Origin of the sequence: uncultured Serinicoccus sp. (genome assembly GCF_947487915.1) — a bacterium.
Lineage (GTDB): Bacteria > Actinomycetota > Actinomycetes > Actinomycetales > Dermatophilaceae > Ornithinicoccus.
This window is the reverse complement of sequence record NZ_CANKYH010000007.1, coordinates 262,139-288,487: the sequence shown is the minus strand read 5'-3', so window position 1 is coordinate 288,487 and position 26,349 is coordinate 262,139. Positions and strand designations below refer to the sequence as shown.

Annotated in this window: 26 protein-coding genes; 17 read left to right on the top strand and 9 right to left on the bottom strand. The window is 68.8% G+C overall.

All coding sequences use genetic code 11. The features are described 5' to 3' along the window. The 4 genes from Q0795_RS11455 to Q0795_RS11440 form a co-directional block, all read left to right on the top strand. The coding region (locus tag Q0795_RS11455; RefSeq protein ID WP_298889788.1) for an integrase core domain-containing protein at window positions 1–364 on the top strand (364 nt) is incomplete at its 5' end. Between the two features lie 1,115 nt (window positions 365–1,479). Beyond that, window positions 1,480–2,112, top strand: a complete 633-nt coding sequence (locus tag Q0795_RS11450; RefSeq protein ID WP_298889786.1) for a hypothetical protein — start codon at window positions 1,480–1,482, stop codon at window positions 2,110–2,112. Next, on the top strand, window positions 2,113–2,883 hold the full coding sequence (locus Q0795_RS11445; RefSeq protein WP_298889784.1) for a hypothetical protein: 771 nt from the start codon (window positions 2,113–2,115) through the stop codon (window positions 2,881–2,883). Continuing rightward, window positions 2,880–3,482 (top strand): response regulator, encoded by a 603-nt coding sequence (locus Q0795_RS11440; RefSeq protein ID WP_298889783.1) that lies wholly within the window; start codon window positions 2,880–2,882, stop codon window positions 3,480–3,482. Before Q0795_RS11445 ends, Q0795_RS11440 begins: the two co-directional genes overlap by 4 nt. A gap of 148 nt (window positions 3,483–3,630) precedes the next feature. On the opposite strand, the gene Q0795_RS11435 is transcribed toward Q0795_RS11440, so the two are convergent. Next, window positions 3,631–4,641, bottom strand: a complete 1,011-nt coding sequence (locus Q0795_RS11435) for a pentapeptide repeat-containing protein (protein ID WP_298889782.1) — start codon at window positions 4,639–4,641, stop codon at window positions 3,631–3,633. 241 nt (window positions 4,642–4,882) lie between these two features. Between Q0795_RS11435 and Q0795_RS11430 the strand changes: the two genes are divergently transcribed. Next, complete coding sequence (locus tag Q0795_RS11430) at window positions 4,883–5,260, top strand: type II toxin-antitoxin system PemK/MazF family toxin (RefSeq protein ID WP_366942468.1); 378 nt, start codon at window positions 4,883–4,885, stop codon at window positions 5,258–5,260. 143 nt (window positions 5,261–5,403) lie between these two features. Here the strand turns inward: Q0795_RS11430 and Q0795_RS11425 are convergent, their stop codons facing one another. Next, window positions 5,404–6,756, bottom strand: a complete 1,353-nt coding sequence (locus Q0795_RS11425) for an NAD(P)/FAD-dependent oxidoreductase (protein WP_298889780.1) — start codon at window positions 6,754–6,756, stop codon at window positions 5,404–5,406. Beyond that, window positions 6,753–7,067, bottom strand: a complete 315-nt coding sequence (locus tag Q0795_RS11420; protein WP_298889778.1) for a thioredoxin family protein — start codon at window positions 7,065–7,067, stop codon at window positions 6,753–6,755. The genes Q0795_RS11425 and Q0795_RS11420 overlap by 4 nt, the downstream gene beginning before the upstream one ends. Window positions 7,068–7,129: 62 nt before the next feature. On the opposite strand from Q0795_RS11420, the gene Q0795_RS11415 reads away from it, so the two are divergent. The 7 genes from Q0795_RS11415 (at window position 7,130) to Q0795_RS11385 (ending at window position 14,051) form a co-directional block, all read left to right on the top strand. Beyond that, complete coding sequence (locus Q0795_RS11415; protein WP_298889776.1) at window positions 7,130–7,531, top strand: heavy metal-responsive transcriptional regulator; 402 nt, start codon at window positions 7,130–7,132, stop codon at window positions 7,529–7,531. A 233-nt stretch (window positions 7,532–7,764) separates the two neighbouring features. Next, window positions 7,765–8,187: a metalloregulator ArsR/SmtB family transcription factor gene (locus Q0795_RS11410; RefSeq protein ID WP_366942467.1), complete on the top strand. Its 423-nt coding sequence runs from the start codon at window positions 7,765–7,767 to the stop codon at window positions 8,185–8,187. Beyond that, window positions 8,184–10,172, top strand: a complete 1,989-nt coding sequence (locus Q0795_RS11405; RefSeq protein WP_298889771.1) for a cation-translocating P-type ATPase — start codon at window positions 8,184–8,186, stop codon at window positions 10,170–10,172. The genes Q0795_RS11410 and Q0795_RS11405 overlap by 4 nt, the downstream gene beginning before the upstream one ends. Further along, on the top strand, window positions 10,169–11,083 hold the full coding sequence (locus Q0795_RS11400) for a cation diffusion facilitator family transporter (protein WP_298889769.1): 915 nt from the start codon (window positions 10,169–10,171) through the stop codon (window positions 11,081–11,083). The genes Q0795_RS11405 and Q0795_RS11400 overlap by 4 nt, the downstream gene beginning before the upstream one ends. Before the next feature lie 441 nt (window positions 11,084–11,524). Then, complete coding sequence (locus tag Q0795_RS11395; RefSeq protein WP_298889767.1) at window positions 11,525–12,019, top strand: hypothetical protein; 495 nt, start codon at window positions 11,525–11,527, stop codon at window positions 12,017–12,019. Window positions 12,020–13,093: 1,074 nt separating this feature from the next. Further along, complete coding sequence (locus Q0795_RS11390) at window positions 13,094–13,507, top strand: serine hydrolase (protein WP_298889765.1); 414 nt, start codon at window positions 13,094–13,096, stop codon at window positions 13,505–13,507. Window positions 13,508–13,661: 154 nt separating this feature from the next. Beyond that, window positions 13,662–14,051, top strand: coding sequence for a hypothetical protein (locus Q0795_RS11385; protein WP_298889763.1), 390 nt, complete (start codon window positions 13,662–13,664; stop codon window positions 14,049–14,051). 79 nt (window positions 14,052–14,130) lie between these two features. Here the strand turns inward: Q0795_RS11385 and Q0795_RS11380 are convergent, their stop codons facing one another. Together Q0795_RS11380 and Q0795_RS11375 are read right to left on the bottom strand one after the other, a co-directional pair. After that, window positions 14,131–14,838 carry a response regulator transcription factor gene (locus Q0795_RS11380; protein ID WP_298889761.1) on the bottom strand — a complete coding sequence of 236 codons (708 nt, stop codon included), beginning with the start codon at window positions 14,836–14,838 and terminating at the stop codon, window positions 14,131–14,133. After that, entirely contained in the window at window positions 14,835–16,016 is a 1,182-nt protein-coding gene (locus tag Q0795_RS11375; protein WP_298889759.1) for a histidine kinase, read from the bottom strand. Before Q0795_RS11375 ends, Q0795_RS11380 begins: the two co-directional genes overlap by 4 nt. A gap of 341 nt (window positions 16,017–16,357) precedes the next feature. On the opposite strand from Q0795_RS11375, the gene Q0795_RS11370 reads away from it, so the two are divergent. Further along, a complete protein-coding gene (locus Q0795_RS11370) occupies window positions 16,358–17,164 on the top strand; it encodes a CPBP family intramembrane glutamic endopeptidase (protein ID WP_298889757.1) in 807 nt (268 codons plus the stop codon). A 13-nt stretch (window positions 17,165–17,177) separates the two neighbouring features. On the opposite strand, the gene Q0795_RS11365 is transcribed toward Q0795_RS11370, so the two are convergent. Continuing rightward, window positions 17,178–18,941, bottom strand: coding sequence for a histidine kinase (locus tag Q0795_RS11365; protein ID WP_298889755.1), 1,764 nt, complete (start codon window positions 18,939–18,941; stop codon window positions 17,178–17,180). Beyond that, window positions 18,935–19,624, bottom strand: coding sequence for a response regulator transcription factor (locus tag Q0795_RS11360; protein WP_298889753.1), 690 nt, complete (start codon window positions 19,622–19,624; stop codon window positions 18,935–18,937). Before Q0795_RS11360 ends, Q0795_RS11365 begins: the two co-directional genes overlap by 7 nt. 155 nt (window positions 19,625–19,779) lie before the next feature. Here Q0795_RS11360 and Q0795_RS11355 point away from each other — a divergent pair, with 155 nt between their 5' ends. The 4 genes from Q0795_RS11355 to Q0795_RS11340 all read left to right on the top strand — a co-directional run bounded on the left by Q0795_RS11355 (window position 19,780) and on the right by Q0795_RS11340 (window position 23,333). Further along, entirely contained in the window at window positions 19,780–20,151 is a 372-nt protein-coding gene (locus Q0795_RS11355; protein WP_298889752.1) for a hypothetical protein, read from the top strand. Window positions 20,152–20,161: 10 nt separating this feature from the next. Continuing rightward, complete coding sequence (locus Q0795_RS11350; protein WP_298889751.1) at window positions 20,162–20,437, top strand: hypothetical protein; 276 nt, start codon at window positions 20,162–20,164, stop codon at window positions 20,435–20,437. Between the two features lie 285 nt (window positions 20,438–20,722). Further along, the gene (locus tag Q0795_RS11345) at window positions 20,723–21,499 is read left to right on the top strand and encodes an SDR family NAD(P)-dependent oxidoreductase (RefSeq protein ID WP_298889750.1); all 777 of its coding nucleotides are present in this window, start codon (window positions 20,723–20,725) and stop codon (window positions 21,497–21,499) included. Between the two features lie 109 nt (window positions 21,500–21,608). Then, complete coding sequence (locus Q0795_RS11340; protein WP_298889749.1) at window positions 21,609–23,333, top strand: glycoside hydrolase family 13 protein; 1,725 nt, start codon at window positions 21,609–21,611, stop codon at window positions 23,331–23,333. 67 nt (window positions 23,334–23,400) lie between these two features. On the opposite strand, the gene Q0795_RS11335 is transcribed toward Q0795_RS11340, so the two are convergent. Next, window positions 23,401–24,864: a YdiU family protein gene (locus Q0795_RS11335; RefSeq protein WP_298889748.1), complete on the bottom strand. Its 1,464-nt coding sequence runs from the start codon at window positions 24,862–24,864 to the stop codon at window positions 23,401–23,403. A 25-nt stretch (window positions 24,865–24,889) separates the two neighbouring features. Continuing rightward, window positions 24,890–26,341: a DUF2252 domain-containing protein gene (locus Q0795_RS11330; RefSeq protein ID WP_298889747.1), complete on the bottom strand. Its 1,452-nt coding sequence runs from the start codon at window positions 26,339–26,341 to the stop codon at window positions 24,890–24,892. Window positions 26,342–26,349: the final 8 nt, after the last annotated feature.

The window sequence follows — 26,349 nt, the reverse complement described above, 5'->3', positions numbered from 1 at the left end:
CCGGCCGAAGCCTTCAACGAGCATCTACTGTTGCTCCAACAAGACGGTGTTGCATCGACCGGTTGAACCTGGTCAATTTCGTAGCAGGAAGTTCGTCCACGCTCTCAACCGCCACGACATGGTCGGGTCAATGGGCAGAGTCGGTGCCGCGGGCGACAACGCCGCCATGGAATCCTTCTTCGCCCTGCTCCAGAAGAACGTCCTGAACCGCCACCCCTGGGCCACCCGCCACGACCTACGCATCGCCATCGTCACCTGGATGGAACGGACCTACCACCGCCGCCGACGCCAAGCCGCTCTCGGCCGGTTGACCCCCATCGAGTACGAGACCATCATGACCACACCAGCCCCCCAGGCTGCGTGACTAACCACTGTCACCTATCCGTGCAGCAGTCCCAACAGTAGAACTGCCGTAGGACAGGCACGAACCCGCGGGGGCCGGCCACATCGGCCGGCCCCCGTGCGCCAATCAATGTCCCGGGCGGGTCCTGCTGCACAAGTCGACCCACCGCCTGCGCATCGTCAAGTGCGACCACACGGCTGCAGCTACGCGTAGTAGAGCGCTCATCCGGACGTCCCGCACCCAGTACGACAGCCCTCTCCCGAACGGCCCGCCGGACCACAGAAGGTCCGTTCCACAATCGATCGCTGCGGACACCGGACGACCGGCCGGTGCAGCGGCCACGCGATCGGCGGCAAAGTTGTGCCCTCGATCGGGACGACTTCGCGCCTGCCTCGGTAGGCTCTGATCATGAGGCCGTCGCCGCAGGAAGTCGCGTCCGAGCTTTCGACTATTCTTCGGTCACCTTGGCCAGAGGGCATCGAGGATGCACTTCCATGGCTGCGCTCGAAGGGCGTCGCGCCAGAAACAGCAGAAGAATCATCTTCAAAGAGCAGTGGTCGATCCTGGCACATGGCCTCGATGCCCACATGGGGCAAGGCTCGGGCAGGGTGGAGCGTGTACCACGAGCGGTTCGCGGACGTCTCCTGGTTCCTGTGGGACGACCATGGCTGGGACGACGTCCGCGGCGCTACGGCTGAGCTGGCCCAGCAGATCACTGACGCCCACGGAGCGCCGGTCGAGACCACGGAGGAAGCGGCCAGCCACGGACCCAGTTGGTGGTGGCGTCTGAATAGCCACAGCATCGAGATCTACGCCCACAACGGTGCAAATCGGCCAGAAGGCTTCCCAGCCGGACCCTCGGTGGTCCAACTGCACGTCGATCTACGCGCAGTCGCAGACCATCGAGAAGCCGAGGCGCGGGCATTACACGCTCCTCCCGGACGCTGACGCGACTGCAGCTAGGCGGCGCGAGGTCCCAGCGCAACGCGGCAGATCCGGATAGGTGTCCAGGGGCTGTCGCGCTGCCCTCGGGATGCCGGAGGTCGGCGGCCTGTCGAGCGGGGGACACCCTTGTCACCTCGGCGCTCTGCTGGGATCATCCTCGGAGGTGGAGTCGAGAGTGAAGGGCGTCCGGCGTGATCCTGCAAAAGGTGGTCCGCGGTGTTTCCGGTCTGCGTCGAGACCCGGGGAACGACGAGGTCGCCGAGATCATGAGCAGGTCGGGGCTTCTTTGCGCGGCAGTCCGGAATGGCCGGGCAAAGAGCCCCGACGAGGCCGATGCTCTATTGGGGCCCACAGAACTCGATGACCACCGACACCGTCATCTCCGCGTGGGCTACAGCTCTCCGTACATCTCAATGACTGCGGGCACATACGAGGAGCGCAACAAGCAGAACCATGCGGCTTTCGCGATCGACACCGCCCTCGCTTTCGCGACGCGCGGTCATCAGACGTCTGGTTGGCTCTTCTACGGCTACGTCTTCCTGCTCGGTAGGCCTGCTGGCATGCACGGAGAGTTTGGCGAGGAGGTCCGTGACGTGCACCAGCACCCAGAATGGTCGCGCTTCCGGGCTGAGGGCGAGGTCGCGATCCCACTACGGGTGCCGCCCCGTCGACTTCAGCGGGCCGAGCTGTACACGCCTCGCGACATCATGAGCGCGGTCCAGAACCGTGTCTGGCCACCTGACCCAAGCGACATCGTCGACAACGAGGCCGCCGGCCGCTACCGTCCCCCCGAGGAAATCATGGCCGGTCGGGGGATGATCTGAGTGGCGGTTCTTTACGACGCCATCGACCTGCTCGGTCTGCAGGTCGAAGTCATCGAGCGGACGGCGGGCGCAATGCTCGTAGCCGCCCACCACGCGATGCGGACCACCGAACCGCGCCGTGGCGAAGGCTCGGACTACATCGCCGCCCACTCTTTGCGCGGCATAGGGCTGATGGCGCTCGTCGATCAGGAGGCCGCGCGCGACGCGGCAAGGAGCGCGACCTCATGGCTCGCGGCTATGAAGCACCCCGGTTGGCCGCTTGCTGCGGCAGCTCTCGACCACAACACGTTGCTCGCACTGCACTTCGGTGAGGACGACTTTGTGGGTTACAAGGTCGAGGCAACAGGCTACCCAGGGGCGCTCTTGCGCATCGCGACGGGGGACGTCGAGGACGAGCTCGGCCCAGAGGACTTTGGGGGACCCGGGTACTCACGCCTGGGGCTGGGCCCGTACGGCCTCGATATCCGGCTTCTTCACGCGGCGGTCCGCGGTGGTCGCACCACGGAGGTTGGCTTCATCAGCGAACCGTCCGCGCCCGCGGTGGTCGACGTCCTGCTTGGGTCGGTCCAGGACGCACTTGATAGGGCGCACCCCGACGAGGAGTCCTGGGCGATCGGCCTCGGACCCGTCTCGGCGACAGATCCGGAGATCCTTCTGACCCTGCACGCGCTGAGGCGCTCGCCATCCGGCTTCGGCCTGGCATTCGGCGCCGAACGACGGCCGCAGATACAAGCTGCACTGCTGGTGATCGAGGAGCTTGATCCCTGGTGAGCGATAACGTCTGGGTCGCGATGATCGAGCAGCTCGTGCCGCTGGCCACGCTGGTCCTCCTCGTGGTCACGCTAGTCTTGCTCTGGGACCCGATCAAAGGCATAGCCAAGCGGGCGACGAAGATCGGTATCGCCGGTGTCATCGAGGTCTCGGCCGAACCGTTGAGGCAGGCTCCCGCAAGGCCGCCAGTGTCGGAGAGCGCTGTTCGCGCTGTCGAGAAGCGAGTGGCCCGCAACCAAGCACAGTTGCTCCGATTGCGGGTCCTGTGGGTGGACGACCAGCCGGACAACAACCATGTGGAGCGGACCTACCTACGAGATCTCGGCGTCACCGTGGACACTGCCGTAACCACTGAGGAGGCGAACGCCCTGATACCGAGGGTCGACCCCACGGTCCTGATAACTGACATCGACAGGCCAGAATCCAAGAGCGCCGGCATGGACCTGGCCAAGGCCATGGCGAAACGACGCCCAGATCTCCCAGTGATTGGCTATGTGGGCGAGTTAAAGGCGGGAACACCGGACGGCTTCTTCGGCATAACGAACCGACCCGATGAGTTAGTCCACTTGCTGTTGGACGTAGCGGAACGGCAGTCCTAACCGCGGCAAGAGCGGATGCTGGTGCGCAGCGTCCACCCTGCGCACGCACGCTGGGGCCTTTGGCGGCACCAGCCCGGTGAATTCGTTAGCGGTTGGGGCGCGCGCTCCACCCTTTACGCTGGCCAGGCGCACCCCTTGGTCTACTGTGCTAAGTATTCTTTTCGCAAGATTGTTCATTCGGATCAAGGGCGGGAGTTTGCGCGACTCTGCCGTCCCGTTGGCATACGACGGATCTCGCCTCTCCGCCGCAACCGCTGTGGGCCTCCGTCTCGTCTGGCCAACACGCGGTTGGAAAAGCCTCCCGCGGCGGCAACTTGGTTGCCCCGCCAGCACAGGTATCCCCCGATTGCGGATCTACATCCATGGTTGCCCCACGGAGGTCTGTCCGGGTGAGATCTGCTTGGGATAGATCTACCCCGCATAGGAACGCCCGTCGCAGGTCAGCGTCCACCAGATTGGCTCCGCTGAAGCTAGCATGGGTCAGATCGGACCAATATAGACTCGCTGCGCGTAGGTCCGTACGACGTCCATTATCGTCGGCCCCCAGATTGGCGTCCCGAAGCATGGCACCACTCAAGTCGGCAAACACAAAATTTGCACCCTGAAAATTGACACCGTTGAGTGAGGCCCAGTTGAGCTTTTTGCCCCTCAACCAGTATCCGCTCATGTCGAGGATTTCCCCGTCGGCTGGATCTAACGGCGCCGCCAGTCCGGACAGGTCCGACTGCGACGCTAGGGCGAGCCGGATCGTCTGACGTTGGTTTTCTAAATTCTGCTGGTAGTCTATGATCTGCACTACGGTCTGAATCAGCAAGATTGAGAACGTCACTACAGCGCCAGCACCCAAGGCGATAGCAAGACTCGCCCTCGATTGATCGGGCGCCTGAGGTGGGCGAACTGTGTGTTGCCTCCATAGGCGGACGGCTAAGATCGCAAGCAAAGCCACGAGAGGCAAAGTAAAGGCTGCGACAGTCAGCAGGATCGGAGCAAGAAGTCCACGGATGCGCTGCGGGACAAAGAATTCCGAGGCGGAAAAGAGCACCAGCGTAGTGCCAATAATGGCAAAGGGAATAGCCAAGGCGCTTTCGCGCCTATTGACGGATATTGCGATAAGCATAGTCCCGACAAGAGCCAATGCAATGAGGGCCAGTGAGGACATACCTACTCCGTCCCGGTCAAAGCTTTGGCGAGGTCCTGCGCCATGCTGAGGTTAACCATCCATTTGTTCTGATACCAGTCGCAGCGGCGTAACACGTACAGCGCCCTGCATACCCTTCCCGTACTGCGGCGCAGACTTGCCCGATGGTGTCTCGGCACGACTGTCCTCGGGGGCTGATCCTCGTGTCAAGAGGTACGGAGGTGACAGAGACACGTCCGTATCTTGGCGGGGGACGAGGACGCTGGGCATCGGCGTCCTCGATCGTGCTCACCTGCTGTGCGGTGAGATCCGCCTCGTCGATCTGGATCCAGTGCGCGATAGCGAGGCCAACAAGCCGCGCCTGGCGGCGCTCTTCAGTTCCGATCGGGCGAACATCATGGCTGAACGACTCGGTCGTGGAGTCATCAAAGTCGTGTCCCTCACCAGCAACGTGGAGCTGGTCTTCCCGTGCCAGGTGTTGCTGCCAGCTGAGGAGACAGGACTGCGGGTGGACTGCAAGACCCAGGCGGAGCAGATGCGCTCGGTGGCCGACGAACAGGTCGGTGATGCAATAGGCCGGGTGCCTCCCCGCCTCATGGCTGCAGTCGACAAGGTGTTGCGAAGCCATCTACGGCAATGACCGCCCGCAGCGCGGCAAAAGTCGGACGAGCGTAGCCGTCGTCCACGCGGCAGATCCGGTAATCGTGAAGCGGGCGGGCAAGACCGGTCCGACTGGCCTTTGTCCCCTGGTCCGCGATCTGGGGGTCGCTGGTTGGTCCTGGTTCAGAGCATGGAGCCTAGGTCTGATCCGACGGTGGGGTAGGCGGCGGTCATCGATTTCAGCTGGCGGGTGGTGAGTCCCAGCTTCATGGCGAGGGCGAGGGTGTTGACGAGCTCGGCGTACTCGGGGCCGAGCAGGTGTGCTCCCGCGATGGTGTCGTTGGAGCGGTCGATGAGGATCTTGGCCGCGGCGGTCGTCTCCCCGATGCGGTAGTTGGAGTACCAGCTGCTGGTGTCGGAGTAGCGGACGTCGATTTCCATGCCCCGGGCGAGGGCCTCTTCCTCGAGCAGGCCGACCCGGGTGAGTTCGGGGATCGTGAACACCGCGGTGGGCACGCCGGTGTAGTCCGGGGCGGTCGTGGTGCCCTTGAGCATGTTTGACGCGGCGACCTTGCCCTCGAACACGGCGACCGGGGTCAGCGGCATGCCGGGGGTGCTGGCCGCGTCGCCGGCGGCGTAGACCGCCGGGTTGCTGGTGCTCTGCAGGTGGGCTGCTACGCGGACCCCGTCCTCGTCCCACTGGACGCCGGCGGCGTCCAGGTCCAGGGTCGTCAGCTCGGGGGTCCGGCCTGCGCCGTGGACGACCAGGTCGAACTCGGCTGTCCTTGACCGCCCTGATTCATCGACGCTCACCTGATAGCCGGTGGCGGTCGTCTCCACCGCGGTGAGCGTCGCAGAGCGCCAGGTCTCGATCCCGACCTGGGTGCTGCGGTCGACGAGGAGGTCGACGAGGTCGGGGTCGAAGGCCTTCAGCGGTCGAGGTTTGCGGTCCAGGATGACGGGGGTGCTGCCGGCCCGGGCGGCGATGTGGGCGAACTCGAAGGAGATGAAGCCACCGCCGACGAACAGGATCCGTCGCGGCAGCTCGGGCAGGTCCAGGAAGCCGGTGCTGTCTACCAGGTGCTCGTGCCCGGGCAGGTCCAGCGGGCGGGGGCGGGCACCGGTGGCGATGAGGAAGTGTCGGCCGGTGTAGGGGGCGTCGTCGATGGCCACGGTGTTGGGACCGGTGAACCGCGCGGTCCCGTGCAGGGTGGTGACCCCGTTGTCTGACAGCCCTTCCTCCATCTGCGCGGGGACGGGGTCGGTGAAGCCGTGCTTGTGCGCCATGAGGTCGGCCCAGTTGATCGACAGGCCGTCGTCGTCGATGCCCTTGCCGCGCATCAGGCGGGCGCTGTCGATGACCTCGGCACCGCGGCGCAGGATCTTCTTGGGGTCGCACCCGCGCAGGGCACACGTGCCGCCGTAGGGCAGGGCGTCGACGATCGCGACCTTCCACCCCGCGGAGGCGCACTTGTTCGCCGCCGTGACGCCGGCCATGCCGGCACCGATGACGATCAGGTCGTAGTCGTAGGTCATCGCGTGGCCTCCTGGGCCAGTCCCAGCGCTGCGTACAGCTGTCCCGTGGTCGGTGCCCCAGCCAGACCGTCCGCCGTGTGGTAGACCCGGCACGACAGCCCCCCTGCCGGGTCTGGGGCGGAGAACACGTCGGTACCGTCGACCAGCACTGTGGGTGAGCCGCGAAAGCCCACCTGTTCGGCCTGCTCCCGGGTCTCGACGCGCTGACGCCGGATCCTGACTTCCGGGTGCTCGGCCGCGATCGCGACCAACCTGCGGTCAGTCACCTTCCAGTTGGGGCAGTCCTCGAAGTAGAGGAGGCAGACGTCCATACCCGCGACGCTAGACCTTGTACCCTGGTACAAGGTCAAGCGTGAGAGGTAGGACAGGGCGAATGCGGATCGGAGAGCTGGCCGAGTCGGCGGGAGTGAGCAGTCAGACCATCCGCTTCTACGAGCGCCAGGGCCTGCTGGCCGAGCCCGCGCGCGGGGCGAACGGCTACCGCGTCTACGACGAGTCCGCAGCCACACGGCTGCGCTTCATCGCCATGGCGCAGGCCGCCGGGCTCACGCTGTCCCAGATCCGCAGCATCCTGGACCTGCGTGACCAAGGGACCACCCCCTGCCAGCACGTCACCACACTCCTAGACACCAGACTCGCCGACGTCCGGACACGGATCCGCGACCTCCTCACGCTGCAGACAGAGCTCGAGACCCTGCTCCAGCGCAGCCGCCTGCTAGACCCCGGCGACTGTGCAGACCAGGACATCTGCCACATCCTGTCCCCGTCGCAGTAGCCTTCGCCCAGGCACGACCCGGACCCCGACCTCGCGCGCCAGCCATAACACGCCGGAACAAGGCCAGCTGTCCGGTCCGCCCACCGCAGCACCAGCACGGCCGATGGCGCGGGCGCAGCAGATGAGTGTGCATCCACAGGGGGCCGGTCTGTCGCGGCCCGCCGCGGTACGCCAGTCCACCTGACCCGGCGACGCACGGCACGCAGTGAGTGCGCTAACATCGCTCTATGACGATGACAGCGAAGGTCCCGATCGGCCATGAAGGTCCGGAGCGCGATGCAGGGCTGCCCGTGGCGGCTGCGCTGTTCCACGGCCTGTCCGACCCGTCGCGGTTGGCGATCCTGCAGCATCTGCGCCTGGGCGAGCACCGGGTGCGTGACCTCACGGAACACCTTGGGCTGGCGCAGTCGACCGTGAGCGCCCACCTGGCGTGCCTTCGTGACTGTGGCCTGGTGGTGTCCCGGCCGCAGGGCCGGGCCTCGATGTTCTCGCTGACCAGTGCCCCCGAATTGCTGGGCGTGCTGGACGCGGCGGAGCGGCTGCTCGCCTCCACGGGGTCCGCCGTCGCGCTGTGCCCGAACTACGGCATCGGCACCGAGGGCAACCCCGCCCCGCAGCAGCTGCGCACGCACGCCGGGCAGGGGGAGGGCGCGTGAGCCGCGAGGAGACCCCACAGCGGGAGGTGCTCGTGGACGCGTGCGGGTGCGAGATCCCGCCGCCTCCCACCGGCGGTGGGGATGTCGAGGAGCCGGTCACCCGGCTCTGGGACGTGCGGGAGGTGCAGCTGGGCCTGCTCTCCGGTGCCCTGCTCGGAGCGGGGTTCCTGGCCGGGCTCGGCGGCTGGGAGACGGTCGAGCTCGTGCTCGCGGCGGCGGCGCTGCTGGTGGGCGGGTCCACGTTCGTGCCGGGGGCGCTGCGGAGGCTGGCGCGCGGCAAGCTTGGTGTCGGCCTGCTGATGACGATCGGCGCCGTGGGTGCCACCCTGCTGGGGCAGGTGGAGGAGGCCGCCGCGCTGGCGTTCCTGTTCTCCCTCAGCGAGGGCCTGGAGGAGTACTCCCTGGCTCGCACCCGGCACGGCCTGCGGGCGCTGCTGGACCTGGTGCCCAAGGAGGCGACGGTGCTGCGCGGGGGTCGCGAGGTCGTCCTCGACCCCGCCCGGCTGATGATTGGGGACGTGATGGTGGTCCGGCCGGGGGAGCGGCTGGCGACCGACGGGACCGTGCGCAGCGGGCGCAGCAGCATGGACACCTCGGCCATCACGGGGGAGTCGATGCCGGTGGAGACAGGCCCCGGTCAGGAGGTCTTCGCCGGCTCGATCAACGGCACCGGCGCCCTGGATGTCACGGTGACCTCCACCGCGCAGGACAACTCCCTGGCCCGCATCGTGCACGTGGTCGAGACCGAGCAGTCCCGCCGCGGCGCCACGCAGCGGCTCGCGGACCGGATCGCCCGCCCGCTGGTGCCCGGCATCCTGGTCGCCGCGCTCCTGACCGCGCTGCTCGGTGCGCTCCTCGGTGACCCGTCGGTCTGGGTGCACCGGGCCCTGGTCATGGTCGTGGCCGCCTCCCCGTGCGCGCTGGCGATCTCGGTGCCGGTCACCGCGGTGGCCTCGATCGGCGCGGCGAGCCGCCGCGGGATCCTGATCAAGGGTGGTGCGGCGATGGAGGCCCTGGGCAGGGTCCGCACCGTGGCCCTGGACAAGACCGGCACACTCACGCGCAACCGGCCGGCCGTGGTCGACGTCGCTGCCGCACCGGTGAGCGACCGGGACCAGGTGCTGGGGTGGGCGGCCGCGCTGGAAGCCCGCAGCGAGCACCCGCTGGCGGCAGCCATCCTGGCCGCCTCCGCCACGGTGCCCGCCGCGCAGGACGTGCAGGCCGTGGTCGGCGCCGGCCTGGTCGGCACGGTCGACGGTGCGCGGGTCCGGCTCGGCAGACCCGGCTGGGTCGACCCTGGTGACCTGGGGGGTGACGTGGGGCGGATGCAGCAGGCCGGTGCGACCGCGGTCGTGGTCGAGGTCGACGGTCAGCCGGTCGGTGCCATCGCCGTCCGGGACGAGCTGCGGCCCGATGCCGCCGAGGTCATCGCCCGCTTCGTCGACCACGGCTACACCGTGGCGATGCTGACCGGGGACAACCAGGTCACCGCACGGGCCCTGGCCGCCGAGGCCGGCATCGAGCAGGTGCACGCCGACCTGCGCCCGGAGGACAAGTCGCAGGTGGTCACCGGCCTGCGCGCCCAGGGGCCGACCGCGATGGTCGGTGACGGTGTCAACGACGCGCCCGCGCTGGCCACCGCGGACGTCGGCGTGGCGATGGGCGCGATGGGCACCGACGTCGCGATCGAGACCGCCGACGTCGCCCTCATGGGTGATGACCTGCGGCTGCTGCCGTATGCGTTCGAGCAGGCCCGCCGCACCCGCGCCATCATGCTGCAGAACGTCGTGGTCTCCCTGGTCCTGATCGCGGTCCTGATCCCGTTGGCCCTGCTCGGCGTGCTGGGTCTGGCCGCGGTCGTTCTCGTCCACGAGCTGGCCGAGGTCCTGGTCATCGCCAACGGCGTCCGTGCCGGCCGCAGCAGACACCTGGTCGCCCCCGGCGCAGCGCAGGACCGCGCCCACCTGGAAGGAGCTCACGCATGAGCGCAGGTCACGACCACGGGACCGTCACCACCCACCGGGGCCGGCTGGCGGTCGCGTTCGCGATCACCGCGACCATCCTGGTCGCCGAGGTCATCGGAGCGTTGTGGACGGGCTCCCTGGCCCTGCTGGTGGACGCCGGGCACATGCTCACCGACGCTGCCGGGCTGGGCATGGCGCTGGTCGCCGCGTCGCTGGCGCTGCGCCCACCGACCGCCGAGCGGACCTGGGGGTTCCGCCGGGCGGAGGTCCTCGCCGCCGGCGCGCAGGCGGCCGTGCTCCTGGGTGTCGGGATCTATGCCTTCGTCGAGGGCGTCCGCCGCCTGTACGAGCCGCACGAGGTCAGCTCCACCGGCCTGCTGATCTTCGGCATCGTCGGCCTTGCCGGAAACATCGCCTCCATGCTGGTCCTCAGCTCCGGACGCGGCGCCAACCTCAACATGCGCGCCGCGTTCCTGGAGGTCGTCAACGACGCCCTGGGGTCGGTGGCCGTCATCATCAGCGCGATCGTCATCACCACCACCGGGTGGGTCCGCATCGACGCCATCGCCGGCATGCTCATCGCCGCCCTCATCGTGCCCCGCGCCATCACCATCCTGCGCGAGGCGGGCCACATCCTGCTGGAGTCCACCCCCAAGGGGCTGGAGCTCGACGACGTCCGCGCTCACGTACTGGCGGTCCCGCACGTGCAGGACGTGCACGACCTGCATGCCTCCACCATCGCCACCGGCCTACCCGTGCTGACGGCTCACGTCGTCCTGGACGAGGAGTGCTTCACCGACGGTCACGCCGCCGAGATGCTGGCCCGCCTGCAGGACTGCGTGGCTGACCACTTCGATGTCAGCATCGAGCACTCCACCTTCCAGCTCGAACCACCCGGCCACGCCGATCGCGAACACACCGCCCACGCCTGACCCTGCGAGAGCAGTCCGTGACGCTCACTACGGTCCTTTTCATGGGCCCCGAACACTTCGTGCTACCTTCGACCGGCGGACGGGACGCGATCCGTGTTGCCCGCCCCTAACGGCCAGTCACATCTTGCCCCACAGTCTTGTAGTGGCTCTTCTACCGCGTGGGAGGCTGCCGGCACACCAGACCTACCCCCCATGGCTTGCGCCACAAAGGGCGCTGTCTGAAGCAGAGCCCCGCCGAACTGGTCCCAACAGGGTGGCGGCCCCTACCTGCGGATTGTGATCCGGAGGAACACGACCACCTGAACCTAACCCCTGCGGGAGGGTGACGGGTCCGGCGGTCGGCGGCCCCGGCGCGGTCGTCGATGAACCGTCTGCGCGCGCTGACCGCTGCGCAGCGTGTCAGGGCGGGAGGCGAGGTCAGCCGTGACGTCCGGTGGCGCCGTGGTGGTCAGCGGGCCTTTCGTCGTGACCCGCGCCCGGAGCCCCGTCGGGGTGCCACGCCGGAGCGTCGTCGCGTTGGCGGTCCGGCGCGTCTTCGTGGTGCCACGCCGGAGCGTCGTCGCGTTGAGGGGCTGGCGCGCCGTCGTGGTGCCACACGGGAGCGTCGGCCATGCCGCGGCCCTGCGTTTCGGCCATCTCAGCGTGACGCTGCTCGTGTTCCAGGCGACTGTCGGCACAGAATCCCTGTCCGATATGCAGTCCCTCCACGAGGCCAGCGTCGAGGTGGTGCCACACCGGAGAGTCGGTGCTCCCGCCGCCGTCCCTTTCCAACATCTCAACGTGACGCCGCTCGTAGTCCACCAGACTGTCGGCACAGGATCCATGTCCGATGTGCAGTCCCTCCACGAGGCCAGAGTCGGGATGGTGCGGCCCCGGTGCGAACGCCTCCGCGACCGGAAGGTCGGCCTGGACGGCGACCACGGGAGTGGCGCCTGAGACGCTCATGATCGCAGCAGCGAGCGCGACGCAGGTCCGAGGGAGGGTGGGGGTTCTCATGACTGCTCCTTGGCTGTGACCAGACCTCTGGAATCCGGTCACTTCCAACGATCCTCCCTTCTTGGGCGGTGCGATAGGGCATCGAACCGTCATGGGGTGTGATAATTACGACATCACGTAGGACTAGCTCGTCTATGAACCGACTGCCCTGCCGGAAACCGCATCCAGGGCTCAACAGAAGCGTCCGCTACTCGGCGTGGCCGGCCGTGGTCAGGCCCTTGCCGAAGCATCCGACTCTCGGCATGACAGCGATGTACCGACCCTCGGCGCTGGCCGATCACCCATATATCCCTGATGAGGGCGCGCTGATCGGCGTGAGGGTGATGTATCGACCGCCCGCTCCAGGTGGCCAATCGATCTCGCGAAGTCGAGACGGCCACGGACGTGGACGGCGCGGGAAGGGCGAGCGGTCTAGGCTTGCGGGAGTCGAGGACCGGACGAACTTCGACCGCTGTCCGTCGTGGTGCCCGTCTGTGGGGTATGCACGACTTTCTGCCGTCGGGCGGTCGGCGGGGGAGTGGTCAAGACGAGCCATGAGGCGCCAGTCATGATGCACGTATGATGCACGAAACGGTCTAAACGACTCATTTTGGGCTGTTTGTCCAGGTCAGGACGTTGTGGCCGGGAGTCTTGTAAACAGGTGGTTGAGGGTTCGAGTCCCTTCGCCAGCTCTCCTTTTGACCGGGGATTCTGACCTGCCATTCCGTCCTGAGAGCGCCGCGCGAGTTCCTGGAGCCCACCGACATCCGGGCGGACCGTAGCGTGGCGGGTTCGCTCGTGCTGGGCGTCGAGACGTAGCGACGGTAGGGGAGTGGACGGCGGTGCCGGCGCAGCAGCGGTGGAGGCTGCGGGTTGACTGCTCTTCCCCGCCGGTCTCGCCGAGGTCTTCCGCGGGCTGGTCCAGTGGTTTGCCATGCGCCCCGACCCTGGCGCTAGCCCGTGGCTGGTTGCAGTCACCGACTCCTCCACGGACAGATCGGACCGCCCGGTCGTTGTCGGGAGTAGCGTGGGCGCGTGGGACCTACCCCAGAGACCGGGGCGCTGCTGTGGGCGTACGCGGAGCGCGTCGTCGACACCTGGGCTCTGCCGGGGATGGCCATCGGCCTCGTGCACGACGGCGGTCTACTAGACATCCGAGCGTTCGGCACGCGCAACCGCACCACCGGCGAGCCGGTCGCCGTCGACACGCTGTTCCACCTCGCCTCGATCTCCAAGACCTTCGTCGCCACCGCGGTGATGCAGCTGGTCGAGGGCGGAGAGCTGCAGCTGGACGGGAGCGTTCCTGCATATCTGCCTGGTCTGGACTGGACCGACCCGCGAGCCGACGCGATGACCGTCCGGCACCTGCTGTCCCACACGTCGGGGCTGGGGGACGTGGCGGACTACAGGCGCACCTCAAGGACCGGGTGCTCGACGCGGCCGGGATGACGACGAGCACCTTCTTGCGTGCCGACGTGCCGGTGGGCCTGGGCGCGAGCCCGCACCTGGGTCTGTGCCGCGGGTGGTCGAGGGGGCCTAGCACCGCGGGTATGCCGCCGTCAGCCACTCGTGCGAGGACCCGGGCTTCAGCACCAGCCTCGCGATGGTGCTGGAGCGTGGGGTCGGTGTCGTGGTGCTGGCGAACAGCAACACCGCCCCGATTTTCAGCCTCACCAAGGCCGCGCTGGACGTGCTTCTTGGTGAGGATCTGGCGGAGCCCCCGAAACCACCCGTGACGGTGCCGCTGGCGAAGATGCTCGAGGAGGCGGGCGTGGGTCCGGCCGTCGAGCTCTACAACCAGCTCCAGGCGGCGGGAGATGACGAGTTCGATCTCGGGCAGGACGGGTTCTCGGAGGCGGTGTGGGGTGTGATCGAGATGCACCGCACCGACCTGGCTTGGCCCCTGCTCAAGGTGTGGCAGCACCCTGAGGACGACGACACGACGGCCATGCTGCTGCAGGTGACCGAGGTTCGTCAGCCCTGGGCGTGGTGAGCGGGGCAGGAAGGCTTGTCTCCTCGGGGTGTAAGTGAGCAACGGAGTTCGCGTTCTGTTCCTCGCGAGGGCACTCCCGTTACGTCTCCCGTACGGCGTCGCGGCTGGTCGGTGACTTGCCAGGTGGGTGCTCTGGGCGGTGGGCCAGGGCCACTAGTTGGGCACGGTCGCGTACGTCGAGTTTCGCGAGCAGGTGACTGACGTGGGTCTTGACGGTGGAGTAGCCCAGGTGCAGATCGGTTGCTATCTCGCGGTTCGAGCGGCCGTCTGCGACGGCGCTCAGTACATCGCGCTCCCGGGGCGTCAGCATGGGCCATGATGCGGTGGGCCGGAGATGTGTGCGGACATCGACTGACGTGTCGCTGATGAACTGGGTGACCAGCCGCTGCGTGATCCAGCCGCCAAGGAGGAACTCGTTGCGCGAAGCAAGACTGCGTACTGCGGTGATGAGGTCGTCAGGTCGGATGTCCTTCAACAGGTATCCGCGCGCTCCGGCGTGGAGTGCCTGGCGGACGTCGTCATCGTCGTCGAACGTTGTCAAGACCAGCACGGGCACATCGCGGGTCTCCGCAGCGCCGGAGAGGTGACGGATCGCCTCGATGCCGTCCATGCGGGGCATCCGCAGGTCCATCAGCACCACGTCCGGACTATGTCGCCGGACCGCGGCAAGGGCCTCCACCCCATCACCGGCTTCTGCGATCACTTCGATGTCGGCAGCGGAGTTGAGGATTAGGGAGAACCCGCCCCTGACCAGGTGCTGGTCGTCCGCGATGACGACGCGAATCACGCCGGCACCGCGTTCTGGGAGGGAACGGCGTCATGGGGCTGGGCATTCAACGGGATTCGCGCGTGCACGCGGTAGCCGCCGAGGCGGCGAGGGCCGGTGGTGAGCTCCCCGCCGTAGACGGCCACGCGCTCCCGCATCCCGGCCAGCCCGCGGCCTGATCCGCGAACGGACGGCGCCCCTCCTCGGCCGTCGTCCACGATGTCGATCAGTAGGTCGTCACCCCGGCGCTGCAGGGTCACGGAGACAGTGGCCGAGCCTGCGTGACGCAGAGTGTTCGTCAGGGCTTCCTGGATGATGCGGTATGCCGCAAGTTCGATGCCGGCTGGGACGTCGCCGTCGATGCTGCAATCCAGCGCTACGGGCAGTCCCGCAGCTGCCATCCCTGAGGCGAGAGCCGGGAGGTCATCCAACCCGACCAGCCCGTGAGCTGAGTGCGTCGACGGGTCCCCCTCGCGGATGACCGAGAGCAGCCGTCGCAGCTCGTGCATGGATGATCGCCCGGTGTCGGCTATGCGTGCCAGCGCAGCGGCGGCCTCGTCCGGTCGCGCGCTGAGCAGATGTTGGGCGACGCCGGCCTGCACCACCATCACGCTCATGGCATGTCCCAGCACGTCGTGGAGTTCTCTGCTGATGCGCAGCCGCTCTTCCAGGGAGGCTCGATCTGCCCGCTCCCGCTCCAGGTCCAGATCTCGCAGGGCCGCCGCTACCTGGGCCTCGTGCAGGAGCCTGCGTTCCTTGACCCCGGTGCCGAGCACCAACCCCACGACCAGCAGGGCGCCGTTGACCGCCACTCCTTCAAGACTGAGGTCCACCGGACGCAGCAGCGCAGTCGCCACGACGACGGCGGCCACGACGACGAGGCCGTGCCGGGCTGCCCGCACGGTTCCCCAGGCCGTGACCGAGTAGAACGCGATCAGGACCCCGACCGGTGCCACCGCCACGACATACTCTCCGGCCATCAGGCCTAGCAGCCCGATGGAGCACGCCGCCAGAGCGGCCAGCGGGCGAGACCGACGACTCGCCAGCGGTGCGACGGCGATGACCGTCAGGGCCGTGGAGACGAGATCCGAGGTTCGGTTCGCGTCGACCCCATCGAGGTGCGATCGGTGCACGGTCACCGCGATCAGGGTGCAACCGAGCGCAAGGACGGCGTCGAAGACCGTCGTCGAGCGTGCCAACCGGAGAAGTCGAGTCAGCCGAGACCTGGATGGTGCGGTTCCAGCCATCGGCTAGCCCTTCTCGGCGCTCACCGGATGTGTCCGCCTGACACGACAGTATGGCCAACGGCATGACGGGCGCATCCGGCTGAGGACCCGGGTCTCGAGGAGGAGGGCGGGACGCGAGGTCGAGCCTGCGGACCGACGCGGGTCAGCGGGTCGGCGGGCCAGAGTGAAGCCGAACGGTGTCGAGCTCCGGCGCCCCGGTTTCAGGAGGCACCATGACCCCCACCGCTCCTGCAGCACAGCCCCCTCTCCAGCAGGGTCGCAACGACTCTGAGCGGATGGTGCCCCGCTGGAGAGTGGCCGCGCTGATCGGACGGCGGCCACTGCTCAGCTTCGTCGTCCTGGCGTGTCTGCTGTCGTGGTGGCCCGCGGCGTTGTACGCGGTGGACGCCTCTCCGCTACCCATCGCCAGCTTCGGTCCATTCCTGGCCGCGCTGGTCGTGCTTGCCCTGACGGGAGGCAGAGCCGCGGTGTGGACGCTGCTTCGCTCCATGGTCGCCTGGCGTGTCCCGAGGCGGGCCTATCTGCTCGCGATCGGGCTGCCCCTGGCGTTCAGCGGCGGCGCGGTCATGGCCAATCTCGCCTGGGGGGCCGAGCCGGTGGACGGCGGCCTCGCGACCTGGACGGCCATCCCGGCTACCGCGCTCTTCGTTCTTCTGATCCCCGGGGTCGGCGGTGCCTGGGAGGAGCCAGGTTTCCGAGGATTCGCCCTACCCCGACTGGAGCAGCGCTTCGGCGCCATGACCGGACCCCTCGTCCTCGGCGTGCTGTGGGTTCTTTGGCACGCACCCCTCTTCCTGGTCGGGCAGATCCTGTGGACGGACGTGCTCACGATCGTGGCCGCCAGCGTGGTGATCGCCGCCGTGTTCCACACCGCACGTGAAAGCGTCCTGGTGGTGATGATCATGCACGCCACCAACAACGCCGTCGGCGGTAGCTACGCCAGCCAACTGTTCGACGGAGCCGACCAGGCCCGGTTGGGGACACTGACCGCGATCGCCTGGTGGGCAGGGGCCGCGGCCGTCCTCATCACCATGAAGCGCTCTTCGGGGACTGCTGCACGATCAGGCGACAGTGGTGAGTCGCTTGGAGAGCCCGAGTGAGACGGACGACAGGTCACACGGGCAGCACGGCCTTGACCTGTCCGCCGGAGGAGGAGGGGCCGGCGGCGAGTGTGCCGCCGAGTTCGGTGGCCCGCTCGCGCATGGATGAGAGCCCGATCCCCGCCGTCCACGGCCCGGGAGGGGCGTGGACGGGATGGGCCGGCCCCACCAGCGTTCCGCCCTTGTCGCAAACCGAGACGACCAAAGCTGAAGCGTGGAAGCGTAGCGACACTGTCGCATCAGGACTGGTCGTGTGGCGTCCGATGTTGGTGAGGGCCTCCACGACTATCCGGTATGCGGCTACCTCGACGACAGCGGGCAGCGTCGGGAGTGCGTCGGTGGCGACTATCGAGACGGTCAGTGGCGCGCCTTGAACGGTGCGCAGGCCGACAGCTCGCTGGCGCAGAGCGCCGACCAGTCCCAGCTCGTCCAGCGCAGGTGGCCGCATCGCGTAGACCAGTCCACGGATGTCCTCGATCGCGGTGGCCGTCTCGGCGCGTACGGCTCGGAGCAGGGCCTCGGCTCCTTCGGGATCCACGTGCATCAGGTTTCGGGCAGCGTCGCAGGTGAACGCGATACCCGACAGCCGGGGACCGAGTCCGTCGTGCAGGTCCCGCCGCAGGCGTCGTTGCTCCTCGGCGATGGCGGCCACTGTCTGCTCGCGGGACGCACGGAGGTCGGCGACGAGTGCGCGGGCCTGGAGCGCCTGGGCCAGCAACGGAGCAGCGAGCTCGAGGACTTGCTTGTCGCCCCGGGTCATCGCGAGGTCCCCGGCCCGAAGACCCACGACGAGCTCGGTGTCGGGGTCGACGACGATGGTGCGCGTGTGCGGCGTGGATGAACCGGAGGAGACGAGCGCGACGCCCTTGACACGGAGCGAGGCGTAGGGCAGCACCAGCGCCGCACGGATGGCGCGCAGGGCGAGCACCGGGTCGTCCCCGATGTGGCCTACCACCTCGTGCGCGGCCAGGAACGGGTCGGGCCGGACACCGAAGAGGAGCCGGTCGACCACGCCACGAAGAAGCACCTGCAGCGGATGCAACGTCAGCGCCGCCAGCGCGCCCACGAGCGCCAGCGCTCCCACCTGCGGTTGCACTCCGGCCGTGAGTTCGAGCAGGGTGGCGAGGGTGACGAAGATTGCTGTGTAGCCAAGGACCGCCAGGGCGGTCACGACGGCGCCGACCACGGCCCCTCGCACGTCGACGACCTGTGGTGCCATCACCCCGAGGTAGAGCGCCGGTCCGATCACGACAAGCAGACCGACCGCGAGCCTGCTCACGAGGTACCCCTCCCACGCGAAACCGAGAATGGCGCCGGTCAGCGCTGAGGTGCCGACCGCGAGGGCCATCCACTGCACCGCTCGACGTTCGTCGCCTGAGATGCGCTCTAGTCGCCACCAGGTGTGGGCCAGCAGGGTGCCGACGATGAGGATGCCGAGCGAGCCCACTGCGGAGAGGTCGGTGGCCCGGGTCACCGCTGCTGCGCCGGCCACCATGATGATGCCCAGGGCCAGGACGTCCACGGGATGGCGCCAACGCGCCCGGGGGTAGGTCATCAGCGCCAACGGCAGCAGCCCGGCTCCCCCCGTCACGAGAAGAGCGCGGGCCAAGGTGGTCCCGCCGGAAGGGGCCAGTAACACTCCGACCAGGCCGGCTGCTCCTGCGCAGACCAGGAGTCCGCCGCAGATCGGAGCCTGGCGAGCCAGCAGCAGCGCGATCCCGCCCAGAAGGCACGACAGCGCCACCGCGGCCAGTGCCGCGAGGCTGGCGCTCAGCATCGTGGGCCTGGCCCGTCGCCTGGCCGATCCGGGCCGCCCCCGAGACCCGCCCCGCGCGCGAGGATCATCGCGGCCGCCCGGTCGGTGACCTGCAGCTTGGCGAAGATGCCGGTGAGGTTGTTGCTCACCGTCTTGGGCGAGAGGAACAGCTCGCGGGCGATCTCGGAGGTCCGCCTGCCGTCGGCGAGGAGCCCGAGGACGTGACGTTCCCGGTCCGTCAGCCCTGGGAACGGCATGGCGGCGGGGGCTTCGTCCGGGACCCTGGTGGCGAACAGGTCCAGGACCCGAGCGGCTACCCCTGGTCCGAAGACGGCCTGACCAGCGACCACGGCGCGGATGGCGCTGACGATCTCTTCCTGCTCGGCACCTTTGAGCAGATAGCCTCGCGCCCCGGCCTGCATCGCGGTGAGCACGGTGGCGTCGTCGTCGTACATCGTGAGGACCAGGACCGCGGTCCCGGGGACGGCCGTGCGGATGCGTCGGATGGCCTCGATCCCGCCGCTGCCGGGCATCCGGATGTCCATGAGCACTACGTCGGGGCGCAGCAGCTGGGTCTCACGAACCGCCTGCTCACCGTCCGCGGCCTCACCGACCAGCTCGATCCCCTCGATCGTCGACAGCAGAGCTCGCAGCCCACTCCGCACCACCGGGTGGTCATCTGCCAGCAGCGCGCGGATCGTCATACTCCACTATGCGCCCCCCGACCCTCCCGCTGTCGGGAAACTGTTCCCCGCGGGGCAGGACACCAGGGAACAATGCCGGGCACGATGGTCATGACGCCGGGAGGAGGATCAGGCACACGGTGGTCTCATCCATTCCGCCCACCAGGGGAGTCACCATGAACAACCCGTCCACCCGTCAAAAGGTCGGTCTCGCCATCGCCGGCGTGCTCAACCTGACCGCCATCCCCAGCGTGCTCATGCCGACGCCTGAGGGTCAGGTCGGCCCGCCCTACGTAGTCCTGATGCTCTCCACCGTCGTGGGCGTGATCGGCGTCGTCGCCGTCGTGCTTGCCTGGCGTGGCAGCGCGCCAGCACTCAGGGTCGCGGCCGGAGCCGTCATCATCCCGACGCTCACCGCGCTCCCGGCGTTCTTCGTCGACGTGCCCCCCGTGGTGCGGCTTCTGGTCGCTACCTCCGTCCTCCTCGCGGTAGCCGCCATCGTCCTGATGTTCTCGACCGAACGCCGGCCGGTGCCGGTGATGGACTGAAGGACCAGCCGTGATCGGCATCATCACCATCCTGACCGCTCTTCCGCTGGGCTTCCTCGTGGGGTCATGGCTGGCTGCCAACCTGATCTATGCGGTGGCCTACCTGTGGGCCTTCGTCTTCCAGACGCTCTATCTGCTCCTTCCCTCCGTCGACGGCACTACCGGGCAGACCTTTGCAGCAGATGTCTTCCCGTGGAGCTACGGTCTGGTCACCCTGGCGATCTTCGCCTTCGGCTTCGGGCTGGTCGCCCTCGGTCACCGGCTGCGCATCCGCGCCAGCGGCTAGGTGGCTTCACCCTGCCAGCATGAAACCCCCGCTCGGGGGCCACGTGGACTCGTCACTGATCAGCCGCGGTTCCCGTGGAGCGGTGGGTCAGGTGTGGCGGTTGACGCTCGAGAACAGCTACCACCATCACACCCCGCACCGATCGGCGCAGGCGCATCAGGCGCAGGTCTCCCCTGACACTAGGACGCGACACTGGACTGGCTACGCATACTGCCGAGCGCTGGCCTACCTCGTAGGTTGGGTCGAGCCGTCGCATCACGAGCGACGGCAGGAGAGGAGCACAGCATGCTGAAGGGCAAGGTCGCGCTGGTCACCGGTGCGGGGTCGGGCATCGGTGAGGCGAGCGCACGGGCGCTGGCTGCGCAGGGTGCGCACGTCACGCTGGTCAGTCGCACCCGGGAGGAGCTGGAGGAGGTCGCGGCCGACCTGGAGGCCGCCGGCGCCCAGGCCCTGGTGGTGACCGGTGACGTCAGCGAGGAGGAGGATGCGCGCCGGATGGTCTCGGAGACCGTGGAGCGCTTTGGGCGGCTCGACGTCGTCGTCGCCAACGCCGGGGTCAACGGCACGTGGGCCGGCATCGAGGACCTCGAGGTCGAGGACTTCCGGTCCACGGTCGATATCAACCTGACCGGGACGTTCCTCACGATCAAGCATGCGGTGCCGCACCTGGCCGAGGGCGGCGGCTCGGTCGTCGTGGTCTCCTCGGTCAACGGCACGCGGGTGTTCTCCAACTCTGGTGCCACGGCATACTCCGCGAGCAAGGCGGGCCAGGTCGCTCTGACCAAGATGCTGGCGGTCGAGCTCGGGCCGCGCAGGATCCGTCTCAACGTGGTGTGCCCCGGGGCGATCGACACCGAGATCGACGACAACACGCGGGCAGCGAACGAGGACGTCAAGATCCCGGTCGAGTTCCCGCAGGGGGAGATCCCGCTCACCGACGGGACCCCCGGCTCGGCGCAGCAGGTGGCCGACCTGGTGACCTTCCTCGCCTCGGACGCGGCCAGCCACATCAGCGGCACCGAGGTGTGGGTCGATGGGGCGCAGTCGCTGCTGCAAGGGTGAGCGGCTCTCCGCCGCCTGAGACCCGGACAAGTGACAGGAGCCGTCTCCGGCCGGTGAGCAACCTCTGGGCCCAGGCATCGAGTCCGGCAGTCTGAGAAGGGGCATGACGGTGAATGAATCTCCTGCGGTCGAGCCGTCGTCCTCGGGGCCGGTCGGCGGACGGCCCGACGAGGCGCGCGGCGCCGTGGACAGCTCGCACCGGCCGTGGTGGCGTGATGCTGTGGTCTACGAGGTCTACCCGCGCAGCTTCCGGGACTCGGGCGGTGACGGGGAGGGCGATCTGGACGGCATCCGCGCCGGGCTGGGTTATCTGCAGGACCTCCGCGTGGATGCCCTCTGGATCGCGCCGTGGTTTCCGTCCCCGATGGCGGACGGCGGCTACGACGTCTCCGACTACTGCAGTATCGACCGGCGATACGGCAGCCTCGAGGACGCCGTCGCGCTCCTCTCCGAGGCGCACGCACGGGGCATGCGGGTCATCATCGACATGGTGGCGAACCACACCGCCCTGGACCATCCGTGGTTCACGGCTGCGCTCGCGGCACCCGAGGGGTCGCCCGAGCGGGAGCGGTTCGTGTTTCGCGACGGGCGCGGTCCTGACGGCAGCGAGCCACCGAACAACTGGATCAGCGCGTTCGGTGGGCCGGCCTGGGAGCGCACCGCGAACCCGGACGGCACGCCGGGGCAGTGGTACCTGCATACCTTCGCACCTGAACAACCGGACCTGAACTGGAGCAACGACCACGTCAGGAGCGACTTCGACGGCATCCTGCGTTTCTGGTTCGACCGAGGCGTGGACGGCATCCGCGTCGACGCCGCACCGGCGTTCTTCAAGACTCCGGGCCTGCCGGACGCCGACTACGGCGGCGACCTGCGGTTCAGGTCGGGGGAGTGGGTCGGCAACCCGCACTGGGACGTCGACGACGTGCATGAGATCTTCAAGCGGTGGCGCCGCGTGGCGGAGGAGTACGACGGCGATCGCGTCCTGGTCGCGGAGGCGGTCGTGGCGAGTCCGGAGCGGCTCGTGCGCTACCTCGCGCCGGACGAGATCCACACTGCGTTCAACTTCGAGTTCCTCAAGGTCCCGTGGGACGCCGGGCTGCGCCGCGTGATCGATGAGACCCGCGAGACCCTCGCGCCGGTGGGGGCGACCGCGACCTGGGTGCTGGGCAGTCACGACGAGTTGCGACTGACGACGCGGTATGGCCGCGCGGACTCGAGCTCGGAGGTCGGGGTCAGCCCCGACATCCCCTCCGACCTGGCCCTCGGGACCCGCCGGGTCCGGGCCGCGGCCCTGCTCATGCTGGCGCTGCCGGGGACGGCCTACATCTACCAGGGTGACGAGCTCGGGCTGCCCAGCGTCGACGACATCCCCGAAGACCGCCTCCAGGACCCGATCTGCGAGCGCTCCGGGCACACGCTGCGCGGGCGCGACGCCTGTCGGGTGCCGCTGCCGTGGCACGGTGACGAGCCGCCCTACGGCTTCAGCCCCGACGGCGCCACCGCCCAGCCGTGGCTCCCGCAGCCCGCAGGCTGGGCCGACCTGACCGTCGAGGCCCAGACCGCCGACCCGGGATCGACGCTCAACCTCCACCGGCGGGCGCTGCGTCTGCGCCGCGAGCTGCCCGCCTTCCGGACCGACGACTTCGCCTGGCGCGAGTCGCCGACGGAGGTGCTCGACTTCCAGCGCGGCCCCCACCTGCGCTGCGTCGTGAACCTCTCCGGCGAGCCGATCACCCTGGATCCCGACTGGGACGTCCTGCTCTCGAGCGTCCCCCTCGACGGACCCTTGCTCGCGCACGACACCGCCGCCTGGCTGGTCCCCCGGAGGTGAGGTCGACCCCGCGGGGTGGACCTCCTGGTGCAGAGATTCCCGGCAGAGCCGTCACGTCCCCGGCGGCTCAGGTGCCGCAGTACGTCCGGTAGCGGCCGAAGTCCGCCGGCGCCGGCTCGGCATACCGCTCGAGGCCGGGGCGCTCGCGGTAGGGGTCGGTGACGGCGCCGAGGAGCCCCACCAGCGGTTCCAGGTCGCCGTCGCTGCCGGCCGCCAGGGCTTCCTCGACCAGGTGGTTGCGGGGGATGTAGACGGGGTTGACCCGGTCCATGAGCTCGGCCCGCGGGTCGAGGGCGAGCCACCGCTCGGCCCAGGCGTCGAAACCCGCCAGGTCGACGAATAGGCCTCGCGCCGGCTCGGCGTCACCGCGGGCCGCATCGCCGAGGCGGCGGTAGAACGACGTGTGGTCCACGTGGTTGTCCTGCAGCAGGCTCAGCAGCTCGGCGACCAGCGGCTCGACGACCTCGGGGCTCACGGAGTCCGCCAGGCCCAGCTTGGCCCTCATACCGCTGGCCCAGGCCGAGGCGAACTGCGCTGAGAACGTGCCGAGGGAGCCCATCGCCACCTCGACCGCCTGCTCCTCCTCGGGGTGCAGGAGGGGGAGCAGCGCCTCGGCGAGGCGAGCGAGGTTCCACTGGGCGACGCCGGGCTGGTTGCCGTAGGCATACCGTCCGCCGGTGTCGATCGAGCTGTAGACCGTCGCCGGGTCGACAGCCTCCATGAAGGCGCACGGTCCGTAGTCGATGGTCTCCCCGGAGATCGTCATGTTGTCCGTGTTCATCACGCCGTGGACGAACCCGACCAGCATCCACCGGGCGACGAGCTGCGCCTGGCTGGAGATCACCGCCTCGAACAGCGCGCGGTAGGGGTTCTGGGCCGCGGCGGCGTCGGGGTGGTGGCGGCTGATCGCGTGGTCGGCGAGGCGTCGCAGGAGATCGGTGTCGCCGGTGGCGCGGGCATACTGGAAGGTGCCCACGCGCAGGTGGCTGGAGGCGACCCGCGTGAGCACCGCTCCGGGCAGCAGCGTCTCTCGCTGCACCGACCGGCCGGTGCCCACCACGGCCAGCGACCGTGTGGTCGGCACGCCCAGGGCGTGCATCGCCTCGCTGATGACGTACTCGCGCAGCATCGGACCGACCGCGGCCAGGCCGTCACCGCCCCGGGCGAAGGGTGTGCGACCGGAGCCCTTCAGGTGGATGTCGACCCTGCGCCCCGCCGTGCCGACGACCTCGCCGAGCAGGAGCGCCCGGCCGTCACCCAGGCGAGGCGAGTATCCGCCGAACTGGTGCCCGGCGTAGGCCTGCGCCACCGGGGTGGCGCCGTCAGGAACGAGGTGTCCCGTCAGCAGCCGCAGACCCTCGCGACTGCGCAGCCAGGACGGCTCGAGGCCCAGCTCGGCCGCCAGCGACTCGTTGAGCAGCAGCAGCCGGGGATCCGGTGTCTCCTCGGCCTGCCACGGCACGGCGAGCGGACCCAGCTCTCGGGCGAACTGGTCGTCGAAGGACACGGTCTGCCGGGGCACCACGCTCACCCGTCGAGCGTAGACGAGGCACCGCTCAGGGGCGGAAGGCGGAGCTCGCGCCGTCCAGGGCGCCCTCGTGGACGGGGAGCTCGCCGCGGGTGACCGCGGCCAGCAGCTGTGCGTGGTCGGCCTCGGTCTGGTCGGCATACAACCGGGCGAACCGGCTGAGGGCGACGTCCACCTTGTCCGAGCCCCCGACATACCCCGCGATCATGGAGGCGCCGCTGGTGCGGGCGTGGCCCTTGGCGAGCAGGTGACCGACGATGCCCGCGTAGTCGGCCAGGGCGGGCGCGTCGATCGCGTCCAGGGGGATGGTGCCCTTGCTGTTGCGGAACTGGCGCACGTAGTAGGTGTAGTCGTCGCCGACGGTGGCCCACCCCAGCAGCGGGTCGCTGACCGTCTGCAGCGCCTGCTGGTACTCGACCACCCGCTGGCCCTGGTGCTCGTGCAGCGCGGAGTCGCCGTGCACGTAGGGGGCGATGACCGAGCGCCGGGCCTGCTTGAGCTGGAGGAACAGCACGTCGTCGGGGGTGCTGCCCTCCAGCAGCGCGACGTAGGCGCGCAGCCCCACGCTGCCGACCCCGACCACCTTGTGCGCGATGTCGACGAGGGTGTAGCCGCCGACCACCCGGCGCCAGTGCGGTGCGAGCGTCAGCAGGTAGCCGTCGAGCGCCTCGGCCAGGGCCTCCCGCTCGGCGTCGCTGACCCGGGTGATCGTGGGTGGGTCCTCGACGATCCTCCGTCGCCCGGCCTGCTCGGTCGTGAACTTCGGGAGCGCGCGGTCGCTGGTGCGCTTGCGGGCCCGCTTGGCGGACCGGTGGATCTCCTTGCGCAGGGTCTTCTCGGTCGCGGTCTCGTGCATCCGGTGGACGTCGAGCCGGTTGTAGGAGCGCATCATCAGCGGTTGCTCGGCCAGGAACCTCAGCTCGCTGCGGTATGCCGCGACGCAGGCCCGCACGGCAGCCTCGCACTGCTTCTCGGACAGGCCGTTCGCGCGCCCGGCGACGTGGATGCTGGCGACCAGGCGGCGCAGGTCCCACTCCCAGCACCCGGGGTGGGCCTCGTCGAAGTCGTTGAGGTCGATGACGAGCTCGCCCTCGGGGGAGGCGTAGAACCCGAAGTTGCCGAAGTGGGCGTCGCCGCCGATGACCGGCATGATCCCGGTGGCCGGCAGGTGCGCGACGTCGTCGGCCATGACGACGGCGGTGCCCCGCAGGAAGCCGTAGGGGTTGGTGATCATCCGGTCCACGCGCACCGGGACCAGCTCGCTGCGCCGTCCTTCGTGCGATTCCTGGATCAGCGCCACCGGGTCCGGCCGCCCCGACCGGGGAGCCCAGTCACCCAGACTCTTGCGCGGCACCTGCTTGCGCAGCGCCTTGCCCATGGCGTAGCGCTCGGCCCGCGAGGTGGGCCGCTTGCGGATGGAGGCGTATGCCGTGCTGTCGGCGGTGGCGAGCACCCGGTGGCCGGTGGTGGCGGGGGTCACCGGACCGG

Bases quoted from the DNA above. Each gene is read 5' to 3' on its own strand.
- Q0795_RS11345 (WP_298889750.1), top strand. From the start codon at position 20,723: ATGCTGAAGGGCAAGGTCGCGCTGGTCACCGGTGCGGGGTCGGGCATC.
- Q0795_RS11420 (WP_298889778.1), bottom strand. From the start codon at position 7,067: ATGGACGTCTGCCTCCTCTACTTCGAGGACTGCCCCAACTGGAAGGTG.
- Q0795_RS11360 (WP_298889753.1), bottom strand. From the start codon at position 19,624: ATGACGATCCGCGCGCTGCTGGCAGATGACCACCCGGTGGTGCGGAGT.
- Q0795_RS11425 (WP_298889780.1), bottom strand. From the start codon at position 6,756: ATGACCTACGACTACGACCTGATCGTCATCGGTGCCGGCATGGCCGGC.
- Q0795_RS11365 (WP_298889755.1), bottom strand. From the start codon at position 18,941: ATGCTGAGCGCCAGCCTCGCGGCACTGGCCGCGGTGGCGCTGTCGTGC.
- Q0795_RS11355 (WP_298889752.1), top strand. From the start codon at position 19,780: ATGAACAACCCGTCCACCCGTCAAAAGGTCGGTCTCGCCATCGCCGGC.
- Q0795_RS11435 (WP_298889782.1), bottom strand. From the start codon at position 4,641: ATGTCCTCACTGGCCCTCATTGCATTGGCTCTTGTCGGGACTATGCTT.
- Q0795_RS11415 (WP_298889776.1), top strand. From the start codon at position 7,130: ATGCGGATCGGAGAGCTGGCCGAGTCGGCGGGAGTGAGCAGTCAGACC.
- Q0795_RS11385 (WP_298889763.1), top strand. From the start codon at position 13,662: ATGGTGCTGGAGCGTGGGGTCGGTGTCGTGGTGCTGGCGAACAGCAAC.
- Q0795_RS11400 (WP_298889769.1), top strand. From the start codon at position 10,169: ATGAGCGCAGGTCACGACCACGGGACCGTCACCACCCACCGGGGCCGG.
- Q0795_RS11410 (WP_366942467.1), top strand. From the start codon at position 7,765: ATGACAGCGAAGGTCCCGATCGGCCATGAAGGTCCGGAGCGCGATGCA.